13 protein-coding genes and 1 other RNA gene are annotated in these 12535 nt (G+C 41.9%); 7 read left to right on the top strand and 7 right to left on the bottom strand.

The annotated features are described in order from the left end of the window. Positions 1–315, top strand: a 315-nt coding sequence (locus G6R09_RS18630; RefSeq protein WP_163923972.1) for an iron-containing alcohol dehydrogenase, incomplete at its 5' end; no start/stop codon positions are given. 102 nt (positions 316–417) lie between these two features. Here the strand turns inward: G6R09_RS18630 and G6R09_RS18625 are convergent. Together G6R09_RS18625 and G6R09_RS18620 are read right to left on the bottom strand one after the other, a co-directional pair. Then, positions 418–630, bottom strand: a complete 213-nt coding sequence (locus G6R09_RS18625) for a cold-shock protein (RefSeq protein WP_163923970.1) — start codon at positions 628–630, stop codon at positions 418–420. A 198-nt stretch (positions 631–828) separates the two neighbouring features. Beyond that, positions 829–1815, bottom strand: coding sequence for a DUF2333 family protein (locus G6R09_RS18620; protein ID WP_163923968.1), 987 nt, complete (start codon positions 1813–1815; stop codon positions 829–831). 404 nt (positions 1816–2219) lie between these two features. On the opposite strand from G6R09_RS18620, the gene epd reads away from it, so the two are divergent. The 5 genes from epd to G6R09_RS18595 all read left to right on the top strand — a co-directional run bounded on the left by epd (position 2220) and on the right by G6R09_RS18595 (position 7966). Then, a complete protein-coding gene (gene epd / locus G6R09_RS18615; protein ID WP_163923966.1) occupies positions 2220–3272 on the top strand; it encodes an erythrose-4-phosphate dehydrogenase in 1053 nt (350 codons plus the stop codon). 85 nt (positions 3273–3357) lie between these two features. After that, on the top strand, positions 3358–4521 hold the full coding sequence (locus G6R09_RS18610) for a phosphoglycerate kinase (protein WP_065167855.1): 1164 nt from the start codon (positions 3358–3360) through the stop codon (positions 4519–4521). A 159-nt stretch (positions 4522–4680) separates the two neighbouring features. Beyond that, on the top strand, positions 4681–5757 hold the full coding sequence (gene fbaA, locus G6R09_RS18605) for a class II fructose-bisphosphate aldolase (RefSeq protein WP_060999865.1): 1077 nt from the start codon (positions 4681–4683) through the stop codon (positions 5755–5757). Positions 5758–6101: 344 nt separating this feature from the next. After that, on the top strand, positions 6102–6986 hold the full coding sequence (mscS, locus tag G6R09_RS18600) for a small-conductance mechanosensitive channel MscS (RefSeq protein ID WP_065167856.1): 885 nt from the start codon (positions 6102–6104) through the stop codon (positions 6984–6986). Positions 6987–7246: 260 nt separating this feature from the next. Beyond that, positions 7247–7966: an oxidative stress defense protein gene (locus G6R09_RS18595; protein WP_163923963.1), complete on the top strand. Its 720-nt coding sequence runs from the start codon at positions 7247–7249 to the stop codon at positions 7964–7966. Positions 7967–8061: 95 nt separating this feature from the next. Here G6R09_RS18595 and serA read toward each other — a convergent pair whose 3' ends face one another. From serA to zapA, 5 genes are all read right to left on the bottom strand, one after another. Next, positions 8062–9291, bottom strand: coding sequence for a phosphoglycerate dehydrogenase (gene serA / locus G6R09_RS18590; RefSeq protein ID WP_065167858.1), 1230 nt, complete (start codon positions 9289–9291; stop codon positions 8062–8064). A 235-nt stretch (positions 9292–9526) separates the two neighbouring features. Next, positions 9527–10186 carry a ribose-5-phosphate isomerase RpiA gene (gene rpiA, locus G6R09_RS18585; protein WP_163923961.1) on the bottom strand — a complete coding sequence of 220 codons (660 nt, stop codon included), beginning with the start codon at positions 10184–10186 and terminating at the stop codon, positions 9527–9529. Positions 10187–10371: 185 nt separating this feature from the next. After that, a complete protein-coding gene (locus tag G6R09_RS18580; RefSeq protein WP_065167860.1) occupies positions 10372–10980 on the bottom strand; it encodes a 5-formyltetrahydrofolate cyclo-ligase in 609 nt (202 codons plus the stop codon). 82 nt (positions 10981–11062) lie between these two features. Next, a non-coding RNA gene (ssrS, locus tag G6R09_RS18575) (6S RNA) lies at positions 11063–11246 on the bottom strand. Between the two features lie 7 nt (positions 11247–11253). Beyond that, positions 11254–11553: a cell division protein ZapA gene (gene zapA, locus G6R09_RS18570; RefSeq protein WP_065167861.1), complete on the bottom strand. Its 300-nt coding sequence runs from the start codon at positions 11551–11553 to the stop codon at positions 11254–11256. 384 nt (positions 11554–11937) lie between these two features. Here zapA and G6R09_RS18565 point away from each other — a divergent pair, with 384 nt between their 5' ends. Beyond that, the gene (locus G6R09_RS18565) at positions 11938–12519 is read left to right on the top strand and encodes a YecA family protein (protein ID WP_065176724.1); all 582 of its coding nucleotides are present in this window, start codon (positions 11938–11940) and stop codon (positions 12517–12519) included. The last annotated feature ends 16 nt before the right edge of the window (positions 12520–12535 follow it).

Here is a 12535-nt window from a genome sequence, read left to right as displayed (position 1 = left end):
TGTAACGCTATCCTATTGGCAGAAGTTTCGCGCTTTAACGCCAAACAAGTACCAGAACGTTTTGTTGATATCGCTAAAGCTATGGGTATCGACACCGCAGCAATGACCCAAGAGCAAGCAGTAAATGCCGCCCTTGAAGCGATTGATGCACTATCTGAAAAGGTAGGTACCAAGCAACGCCTAGCTGATTTGGGTGTCACTGAAGATAAGTTAGCGTTCATGGCGCAAAACGCTCTAAACGATGCGTGTTCTCTAACCAACCCACGCAAAGCGAGCCTAGAAGAAATCGTAGCGATCTTCAAAGCACGCATGTAATTATCAATAATGGTGATGATTTGCTAACGATAAGATAAAAAAAGGCCGCTAAATTTAGCGGCCTTTTTTGGTGGCTATAAAACGGTTTTAATAAAACCAGCGTTATAAAACCACAACGTTGATTGCTTGCAGGCCTTTTTGACCTTGCTCAACATCAAATGATACTTTTTTGCCTGCTGGCAGGGTGGTTAATGTTTTATCAGCAATGCCACTGCTGTGAACGAACACATCTGCATTACCAGTATCTTGGGTTAGAAAGCCAAAGCCTTTTTCTTCGCTAAACCACTTTACTAAACCCGTTGCTTTATGCGACATGTGTAACCCTTACTGTAAAAATATCAATAAATAATGTTGCTAATAAATCGTGGTCATTACTAACGCTGAGCAACAAAGTGGGCTGATTATTTCTGTAAACCGAATGCTTGTAAAGGCCAATGTCGCCCCTGCTAATCGGCTGCTAACAAAAAAGATCGCCCTTAGACGATCTTTTGGGGTGGCTATCAACACGGTCGATTAACGTTTTTCAAGAATATTAATCAGATCGACGGTGCCAGCCTGAGCGCGTGAAACATAGTTGGCCATGATCAATGAATGGTTAGCGATCAGGCCAAAACCATTACCATTTAAAATCATTGGGCTCCATACCGTTTCTTGAGTTGCTTCAAGCTCACCGATGATTTGATCCATCACTACCATCGCTTTGGTTTCTTCTAATACTTCTTTAAAGTCATCGCGCATTGATTGCATTAATAGCAATAATGCCCATGTTGAACCGCGAGACTCATAGAAGACATTATCTATTTTGAGCCACGGGGTTTTGGTGTTATCAACTTTGATTTCACGTAGAACACCATTGCCTTCAGCTAATTGATCGTGATCGACGTTTAAGTGTGCTTCACCGACCGATGAACCGAGATCTTGTGAAATGCTACCAAGGCGGTTTTGAACCACTTCTAGCCACGCCACTAAGCCATCATCACGAGCATAGAATGTGGCTTTCTTACTCGGGTTTTTAGCCTCTACTAGACGATCTCGATAACTGATCAATGAGTCGATCGCGTCTTGGTATTGTGATTCTGCACTTGGGAAGTTCCAGCTGTGACTATTAATGTTAAGTGCTGGCTGCGCTTCTTTTAGATCCGGATCAATGCGGCTTTCATTTTGAGAACGGCTAATACGATCTTTTAAAATAAGGACCATATCGCGCACTTGGGTTAATACGCCAGCTTCCCAAGCGGGCATGTTATCCATCAATACACTCGGTGGTAGACGGTCATTAGTTAGGAAACCACCCGGCTTATCCAGTAATAACTGATTAATATGGATCAAGGTCGTCGTGGTTTCGTAACCAATAACTGGCTGTTGATGGTTCAGTGTCGCTTGTTGAGCGGCATATTTACTTGGCGAAAAGGTGTCGGGCTCACAAGACCAATAAACGGAGACTGCGTAGCCAAGTAAGACCGCGAGAGCTCCCCCGATAACAATTTTTTTCTTGTTCATAATAACCTCATTGCGGATGTAACGAATGTTTAGCAGTAAAAATGGCTGTTAAAGACGTGAATAGCAGTATATTGATGCTAGTCACTGGGCTGGAATGTAGATAAATATGTCATTTTGTATAATTATACTACGAATAAATTATTGCTTTTGTGAATTCTATACGGTGTTGATTTGCTTCTGAAATAAGCAAAAAAAACTGAATTTGAATGACAGAAAATTGACATTTGTCGCAGTTAAACATGGTTAGCTATTCACAATTTCAGTTTCAACCAAGTAGCTTTGTGTGATTATGTGTTTGATTATGTAGATATTTAATTAAACACAGTGAGAGTTGTCACAATTATGGTGATTCTCAAACTTGGTTGGTATACACTAACGCCGCTTAGTATTTTTGTAGCACGGATATGACACTAAAAGTCGCAATAAATGGATTCGGCCGCATCGGTCGCAGTGTGCTCCGCGCATTGTATGAGAGCGGTAAACACCACCAGATTAACGTCGTGGCCATCAACGAATTGGCTGAGCCTGAATCAATGGCTCACTTACTTCAGTATGATTCAAGCCATGGACGCTTCGGTAAGCCTGTCAGTCATGATCAGGAGCATCTTTTTATTGCCCATGAAAATGGTCATCGCGATCAAATTCGTCTGCTTCATCAACCCGATCCTAAATTATTACCGTGGCATGATTTGGATGTCGATATCGTCCTTGATTGTACTGGCCATTTAGGTTCTCGTGCTGATGGTTTAGCCCACATCGATGCTGGTGCTAACAAAGTGTTATTTTCCCATCCTGCTGCCAAAGACATCGACTTTACTGTGATATATGGCGTTAACCATCACCAGTTAACTTCGCAACACACGATTGTTTCTAACGGCTCTTGTACGACGAATTGCATTGTGCCCATCATTCAGGTGTTGGATGATTGTTTCGGTATTGAAACAGGCTCAATAACCTCAATTCACTCTGCAATGAATGATCAGCAAGTCATTGATGCTTATCACCCCGATTTACGCCGAACACGTGCTGCTAGCCAATCCATTATTCCAGTAGATACCAAATTACATTTAGGTATCGGTCGTATTTTTCCGAAGTTTTCTGACAAATTTGAAGCGATTTCTGTGAGGGTGCCCACAATAAATGTCACCGCCATGGATTTAACGGTTACTGTTACAACAAACGTGAAAGTTAATGACGTAAATCAAGCATTATTAAATGCGTCTCGTTGTACATTAAAGGGTATAGTGGCTTATACCGAAGCACCATTAGTGTCGATTGACTTCAATCATGATCCCCATAGCGCGATTGTTGACGGTACTCAAACCCGCGTAAGTGGTCAGCATTTAATTAAAATGTTGGTGTGGTGTGATAACGAATGGGGATTTGCAAATCGCATGTTAGATACTGCGTTAGCAATGGCGGCAACAGGTAACTCTGCTGCAACGCCGCAAAAATAAGTAGTAAGAATTATTGGGTTTGGCAGTGACGCCGAGCCGTGAAATTTATGAACTTTTATTTTAAATAATGTTGAGAGGGCAAAACATGTCTGTAATCAAGATGACTGATCTGGACCTAGCTGGTAAGCGTGTATTTATTCGTGCTGACCTAAACGTGCCAGTAAAAGACGGTAAAGTAACTTCAGATGCACGTATCCTTGCATCTCTACCTACTATTCAGCGTTGCCTAGAAGCTGGCGCTAAAGTAATGGTTACTTCTCACCTAGGTCGTCCAACGGAAGGCGAATACGCAGAAGAATTCTCTCTACAGCCTGTAGTTAACTACTTAAATGACGCACTAGATTGTGACGTTAAACTAGCAAAAGATTACCTAAATGGTCTTGAGCTAAACGCAGGCGAGCTTGTTGTTCTTGAGAACGTACGTTTCAACAAGGGCGAGAAGAAGAACGAAGACGAACTATCTAAGCAATACGCTGCACTTTGTGACGTATTCGTAATGGATGCATTTGGTACGGCTCACCGTGCACAAGCATCTACTTACGGTGTAGGTATGTTTGCACCTGTAGCATGTGCAGGTCCACTACTTGCTGGCGAACTAGAAGCGCTAGGTAAAGCAATGGATAACCCAGCACGTCCAATGGTTGCTATCGTTGGTGGTTCTAAAGTATCTACTAAACTAACTGTACTTGAGTCACTATCTAAGATTGCTGACCAAATCGTTGTTGGTGGTGGTATTGCTAACACATTTATCGCTGCTGAAGGTAACGATGTAGGTAAGTCTCTATACGAAGCAGACCTTATCCCTACAGCTAAAGCACTAATGGCAAGCACTGACATTCCAGTAGCAACTGATGTTGTATGTGCGAAAGAGTTCTCTGACTCAGCTGAAGCGACTATCAAAGCTGCAACAGACATCGCTGCTGACGATATGGTTCTTGACCTAGGTCCAGATTCAGCTCAAGCACTTGCTGACATCATCATGAACGCGAAAACTATTCTTTGGAATGGTCCTGTTGGCGTATTTGAAATCGAGCAATTCGGTAAAGGTACTGAAGTTGTTGCGAACGCAATCGCACAATCAGCTGGTTTCTCTGTTGCAGGCGGCGGTGACACACTAGCAGCTATCGACAAATACGGCATCAAAGATAAAGTATCTTACATCTCTACTGGTGGCGGTGCTTTCCTTGAGTTCGTTGAAGGTAAGAAATTACCAGCAGTTGAAATGCTAGAAGCTCGCGCTAAAGCATAATTTATTTGGCGTGGAAACTAACTATATTTATAATATTGGCTTAGTTTCCACGTTTAAATGTTTGTGATAGACGTTATATTTCAGTAAAATAGAAGCTTATCGCAAACGTTTGCACAAGAATTTTTCCACAGACAACAAAGTAAATATAGGACTATTGTTATGTCTAAGATCTTCGATTTTGTAAAACCTGGTGTTATTTCTGGCGACGACCTACAGAAAGTTTTTGCTGTAGCAAAAGAAAATAACTTCGCTCTACCTGCTGTTAACTGTATCGGTACTGATTCAGTAAACGCTGTTCTTGAAGCTGCTGCTAAAGCTAAAGCACCAGTTATCGTTCAGTTCTCTAACGGCGGTGCTGCATTCTTCGGCGGTAAAGGTCTTAAGCTTGAAGGTCAAGGCCCTCAAATTCTTGGCGCTATCGCTGGTGCAAAATACGTTCACGCAGTAGCAGAAGCTTACGGTGTTCCAGTTATTCTTCACACTGACCACGCTGCTAAGAAACTACTTCCTTGGATCGACGGTCTACTAGATGCTGGTGAAGAGTTCTTCGCACAAACTGGTAAGCCTCTATTCTCTTCTCACATGATCGACCTTTCTGAAGAGTCGCTAGAAGAGAACATCGAAATCTCTGGTCAATACCTTGCGCGTATGGCTAAGATGAACATGACACTAGAAATCGAACTAGGTTGTACTGGTGGTGAAGAAGACGGCGTTGATAACTCTGATATGGACGCATCTGAGCTTTACACTTCTCCTGAAGATGTTGCATACGCATACGAGAAACTAAACGCTATCAGCCCACGTTTCACTATCGCTGCATCTTTCGGTAACGTACACGGTGTTTACCAAGCGGGTAACGTTGTACTTACTCCAACTATCCTACGTGATTCTCAAGCATACTGTTCAGAGAAGTTTGGCCTACCAGCTAACTCTCTAAACTTCGTATTCCACGGTGGTTCAGGTTCTTCTGAAGCTGAAATCCAAGAGTCTATCGGTTACGGTGTTATTAAAATGAACATCGATACTGATACACAGTGGGCTGCATGGGACGGTATCCGTCGCTACGAAGCTGAAAACCACGATTACCTACAAGGTCAAATCGGCAACCCAACGGGTGAGTCAGCGCCTAACAAGAAATACTACGATCCACGCGTTTGGTTACGTGCAGGTCAAGTATCAATGGTTGAGCGTCTAGAGAAAGCATTCTCTGACCTAAATGCAGTTGACGTTCTTTAATAGAATATCTGCTACATAAAATGTGAAAAAGCCCACTTCGGTGGGCTTTTTTTTTATATCAGATTAAGCAGTTAGCCTGAATTGAACCTAATTTATAAATTATATTTTTTTATGATTGTTCGATTTTTTTTACTAGCCATTTGGCTACTAAAAGATTAATAATGCAGTGTTTCTTTGATGTTATAGTTCGCTATACTGATTATTATACCTATCACAGTATAGTGAGCGGTAGTTACTTAACGTCAAATTTGTTGCTGAGGTGTTATTTTTTACGGTTTACTGTATGATTTACTCATTAGGCGGCACTTTAATATTATTGTTATATTTTTTAGAGAGATACCTTCATGACAGAGAGCGTTACTGACAAGGTTGTTGAGCATATATCAGATAACTCATTGACTAACGGTGTATTACACGCCGGAAACTGGATCACTAAAAACCAAGATCTATTAGTTCAATATGCAGTGAATATCGTTTCTGCAATACTGATTCTATTTATCGGTAATATCATTGTTAAGATGATTGCAGGTACAGTTGCGAAAGTACTGCGTAAAAAAGACATGGACAATGCGGTTGTTGAGTTTATCCATGGTTTAGTGCGTTACCTATTATTTGTTATCGTATTAATTGCAGCATTGGGCCGTATTGGTGTTCAAACTGCTTCTGTGGTTGCTGTTATTGGTGCGGCTGGTTTGGCAATTGGTCTTGCACTACAAGGCTCATTATCAAACTTCGCAGCTGGCGTATTGATCGTTGCTTTCCGTCCATTTAAGTCTGGCGACTATGTGGAAGCTGGCGGTGTTGCTGGTTCTGTAGAATCTATTCAGATTTTCTCAACTGAGTTACGTACTCCAGACAACAAGATGGTTGTAGTACCTAACGCTGCAGTTATTGGTAACCCAATTACTAACTACTCTCGTCATGAAACTCGCCGTATCGATTTAACGATTGGTGTTTCTTACAACGCTGATCTTCAAAAAACGAAAGAAGTATTAAATCGTGTTGTGATGGCAAATGAGTTAGTACTTAAAGATCCAGCACCAACGATTGGTGTAGTGGCATTAGCTGATTCATCAGTAAACTTCGTGGTTCGCCCATGGGTTAAGACTGCTGATTACTGGGGTGTATATTTCGAACTTAACCAAGCAATTAAAGAAGAGCTTGATAAAGAAGGCATCGAAATCCCATTCCCACAAATGGATGTTCACCTAAATAAAGTTGGCGCGTAATTCGCCCTGATTTTTAGTTGTGATCGAAAAAAGAAGCCTGATGGCTTCTTTTTTTTATCAGTACATTGCGATTTATCGCAATAATAGCGTGGTTAAAACGATAACCTTGCTGAATCAATACTGAAAACCGATTAAAAAACAGTGTTCATTAAGTTGGGGTTTTGTTAGCATTGCACCATCATTACTGATGAAAATACGGTATTTATCACTGTGCTAGTGAATAAATCACCATGTTATGCGACTCAGAAAAAGGATCAACAATGAAAAATACATGTTTAGCAATAGTACTTGGTATGAGTGCGTTTGCTTCAGCGTCCGCAATAGCGGCTGATATTCCATTTCCTCATCTAGAGACAACCGGTCGTGGTGAAGTTGTAGTACAGCCTGATATGGCAGTATTTTCGGTTAATGTGGTTGAAACCAAAAAAACGGCGGTTGATGCTAAATTAGCCGTTGATCAAGCGGTGACTAAGTTTATTGAGCGTTTGCAAGCCTCTGGTGTCGACAAAAAAGACATCAATAGCGCTAATATTTCGTTGTCGGCGCAATATAATTATCCTAAAGATCACAAGCCGGAGTTAGTTGGTTTTAGAGCGAATCGCAGTGTTGAGGTGACAGTACATCAACTGACTAAGCTCAATAGCTATTTAGATGACGCGCTGGGTGATGGAATTAATCAAATTAATAATATCGATTTAAAAGTAGCGGACACTGAAAAGTATCAACAACAAGCACGCCAAAAAGCGATTGAGAATGCTAAGCAAGTGGCCGCTTCATTGGCGCAAGGATTTGGTAATAGAATCGATGGCGTATGGCAAATTGAGTACAATACCAATAACCAGCCAATGCCATACCGTCGCAGTAATGATGCGGTTATGTATAGCAGTATGAGTAAAGGCGCGGTTGATCAAAGCTACACTGACAACAGCATTGTGATTAAAGACAGTGTGAATGTGATCTTTAAATTAGCCGAAAAATAATCGACCAATCACACGTTATTGTCTCGATTAAATAGCCATAAAAAAGGAGAGCATATCGCTCTCCTTGTTGTTATTAGGGCTGATTAGAACAGGGGTTAGTGCAAAATACGCGCGCGAATAGTGCCATCAATGAGTTTTAGTTGCTGTAAGGCTTCTTTTGAGCGTTCGGTTTCGACATCAATAACCACATAACCGACTTCAGCGCCAGTTTGTAAGAACTGCGCGGCGATGTTGATGCCTTCTGAAGCAAAGACGGTGGTGATTTGATTGAGTATACCTGGACGGTTGTGGTGAATGTGTAGCAAGCGAGAACAACCTTGATGTTCTGGCAGTGATACTTCTGGAAAGCCAACTGCTGATAGGGTTGAGCCGTTATCAGAATATTTGACCAACTTACCTGCGACCTCTATGCCGATATTTTCTTGCGCTTCATGGGTTGAACCACCAATGTGCGGCGTTAAAATTACATTATCAAACTGCATTAGTGGTGATTCAAACGGATCGTTGTTGGTTTTAGGTTCAATCGGAAACACATCAATTGCAGCACCTGCAATGTGTTTGCTTTCTAGTGCGCTACAGAGCGCATCAATATCAACCACTGTGCCACGGGCGGCATTAATGAAAATTGCGCCCGGCTTCATACGGGCAAATTCTTCGACGCCCATTAAGTTTGCTGTGCCTTTGGTTTCAGGTACATGCAAACTGACCACATCCGATTTATTGAGTAATTCAGATAACGAACTCACTTGAGTCGCATTGCCTAGCGAAAGTTTGGTTTCAATGTCATAGAAGCACACTCGCATACCAAGGTTTTCAGCCAAGATCCCCAATTGAGTGCCAATGTGGCCGTAACCAATAATGCCTAAGGTTTTACCACGCGCCTCAAATGATTGATCTGCCGACTTTAGCCATTCGCCACGATGGGCTTTGGCATTTTTCTCGGGAATACCGCGTAATAATAATAAAATTTCACCTAGAACCAGTTCAGCAACACTACGAGTATTGGAAAAAGGGGCGTTGAAAACAGGAATACCGCGTCGCATAGCTTCATCGAGATCAACTTGATTGGTGCCAATACAGAAACAACCAACAGCTGTGAGTTTTTTAGCAGCCGCAAAGACCTCGGGGGTTAATTGGGTACGGGAACGAATACCGATAAAATGGACATCTTTTACCGCTTCTAACAGTTCTTCACCTGCTAAAGAGCCTTTATGGTATTCAATATTGCTGTAACCAGCTTGCTGTAAAACTTCAAGTGTTGAAGGGTGAAGGCCTTCTAATAGAAGGATTTTAATTTTTGCTTTATTGAGTGACACGGTTGCCATAGGTTCTTATCCTTAAAAACGTAGCGACTAATGATGCTAACACTGCGGTGATTAAATGCGGGTTATTACATCTCAGTAGCTAAATGGTTAAACGTTTGCTACATGCTGTTTAATAAAGTATCAAAAATTAACCATTAAGGGTAAGAATATTACAAAAAAGCCAATAAAAAACGGCTGCTAATGATTCGCGAGCGATCAACAGCGGCCGTTTTGTAATCAAATAACGAATTAATCATTATTTTTCGATGATTTTAGTACCTTCTGGTGTACCAACCAGTACAACGTCAGCGCCACGATGAGCAAATAAACCCACGGTTACTACACCTGGTAGGGCGTTGATGCTGTCTTCCATTGCTTTTGGATCGGTGATCGCCATGTTGTACACATCAAGAATGATATTACCGTTATCGGTTACAACACCTTCGCGGTATACCGGATCGCCACCAAGTTTCACTAATTCACGACCAATGAAAGAACGTGCCATTGGAATCACTTCAACCGGTAATGGGAACTGACCAAGTACATCTACTTGCTTGGTGTTATCAACGATACAAATAAATTTCTCAGCAATAGCCGCGACGATTTTTTCACGAGTTAATGCCGCACCGCCGCCTTTGATCATGTCAAATTGGGCATTGATTTCATCAGCACCATCAACATAAATATCTAGGCTAGCAACGTCGTTAGCATCAAAAACTTTAATCCCAATTTGCTCTAGGCGTTCAGTTGAAGCCACCGAGCTTGAAACTGCGCCTTTGATCTCTTCTTTACGGGTTGCCAAGGCATCGATGAAGTGATTAACAGTTGAACCAGTACCTACACCAACAATACTGTTTTTTGTTACGTACTCAAGTGCTGCCCAACCCGCTGCTTTTTTCATTTCATCTTGTGTCATGCCGTTCTCCTCGTAATGACCTCAATTATGCGAACGGTGATTATAGCTAACCGAAGTGATTTCGTCAGTCGGATTCTATGGTTAAACAGTGTAAACTTAAAACTAAAAATATAACTTTTTGAATAACATACAGTTATATTCAGTTTTTTTTAATCAAAAGCCAATCGTTTGCGTTGAGGGTGTTATTACTCTGTAAATTGATGGTTAGGGGTGATGATCAATGGCAAGGGCACATCCCAGTGTTGATTGGGAAGCTGAGCAATATATTGGCAATCATGACCAATACCGATGGGATAAGGGCCGCGGCGGTGCTGGTGCCACTGGCTTAAAGTGCGATCATAATAGCCACCGCCCATGCCAAGGCGTTGTCCGAGGCCATCAAAAGCCACTAATGGCGTACAAATTACATCAAGTTGTGCAATTGGCTTAACACGCCGAACATCCAATTTAGGTTCGCTAATACCATAGCGGTTAGTGGTCATTGGCGTGCTGGCATCATAGTGCAAGAACAGCAAATGGCCTTTAGTAAAAGGATGTAAAACCGGTAAATACACCGATTTTCCTTGCTGCCATAGCCATTCGATAAACGGCTGCGGATCTATTTCACCGTCATTGGCAATGTAAACCGCAATATGTTGGCTGTGTTGAATACGATCTAAGGTTTGTAGGCGCAAGGATAATTGCTGTGCTGCGTGATGTTGTTGCTGCGGTGATAGCTGTTGTCTCGCATGACGAACTTGTTGCCGTAGCAGAGAACGCAATTGCTGGGTGGTCGCTGAGAGGGAAATCGTCACGTAATTATCCAATCCATGAACAGTGGGTATTATAGGATTGTAGAGCGCTAATACGCACAAAGGAAGTCTAACTCAGTAAAGGGGATGCCCCAAGGTGCCGTTGCGAAATAAGGCCCTTGAACCAGATGTTCAAGGTGGACTGGCAACATTAACCGCAGGCTTCTCAGTCAGGCTGAGCATGCACAATAGCTAATAAAAAAGCCAATCCTGGGTATTTGCTTATCGGCTCGGGGACGTTCATTCACTGACGCACACCCCAGGGTCAATTCATTATCAACGCTTTGGCTGATATTGCAATACTTTATCCAAATTTTCTTCTAGTGAATTGATTTTATTGGATATTAATTCAGCATTGCGATTGTGTTCTTGTCGCTCTAAATGCAACTCGTTACTGATATTGAGACCAGTAAAGATCAATAATTGTTCTACGGATACGTTAGTACGCGCAGACATATCTTTCAAGCGTTGGTCAAAATCTGTCGCCGCGGCACGTAATGCATCTTCTTGACCCGTTGGACAATTAACTTTTAACTTTCGGCCCAATACTTGAATTTCTACAGCCTGAGTACTCATAAACCTTCGATTTGCTCCGTGCCAGAATGGGTATTCATTCCGCTTGCGACATGGTCAATATAGAAAAACCCTCTACAAGATGCAAGCGACTATGTCTTGGTTTTGGTTCATTATCTTCTGACTAAACAGATATTAATCAGACTCAGTTCGAAGTTGATTAAGGATTGAACGTTATCACCAGTGTTATCATTTGCCGAACTAGGCTTAAGTGTTAGCATAACACAGTGCCAGCATTCGCTCATTGCTATTTATTATACTCGCTAAGCCGTAACGGTGAGTATTGTTTGGTACAATTTCAATGAGTGTAACCTTAACCTTGAGCATTATTGTTAAGTAATGGTCACAAATTTATTTTATATCGCGTCAACTAAAAGGTGATAAGCCATGAGTGAAATAACCCTACCGACATACCCAGCTGTTGAAGCGGCTTTAAAAGAGCAAGGCTTAGCAGCGATGCCTGCTGAACTACATGGTTTACTCAGTGGCATGATTTGTGGTGGCCTTGCTGTTGATGATGAAAGCTGGGCTGGTCCTGTATGTGATTATGCCAATGAAGGCGAGCCACTGACCGATGGCGCTAAAATGATGGTACGTACTTTATTTACGACCACTGCTGAAGAATTGATTGGTGGTGGATTTGAATTCTCACTGTTGATGCCAGATGATGATGAGCCGTTATCTGAGCGTGCTGAGGCATTAACGGAGTGGGTAAATAGCTTTATTTCTGGTTTAGGACTAATGGATTTACAAAAAAATCAATTGTCTGAAGAAATCACTGAAGCATTGGCTGATTTACAAGAGATTTCACAACTTGGTATTGATGAAGATGAAGATCTTGAAGAGCAAGCAGCATTGTTTGAGCAAGTAGTTGAGCATGTGCGTATGTGTGTATTGAGTTGTCATTCTGAATTAGGTCAGCGTCTGGTCAATGACGATGATGCACAAGAGCAGCCAACAGTTCACTAACAGTTACTATTGCGAA

It is taken from the genome of Photobacterium sp. Alg240-V54 (genome assembly GCF_900537155.1).
Lineage (GTDB): Bacteria > Pseudomonadota > Gammaproteobacteria > Enterobacterales > Vibrionaceae > Photobacterium.
The sequence above is the reverse complement of the archived record's forward strand: the minus strand, read 5'-3'. Positions and strand labels throughout refer to the sequence as shown.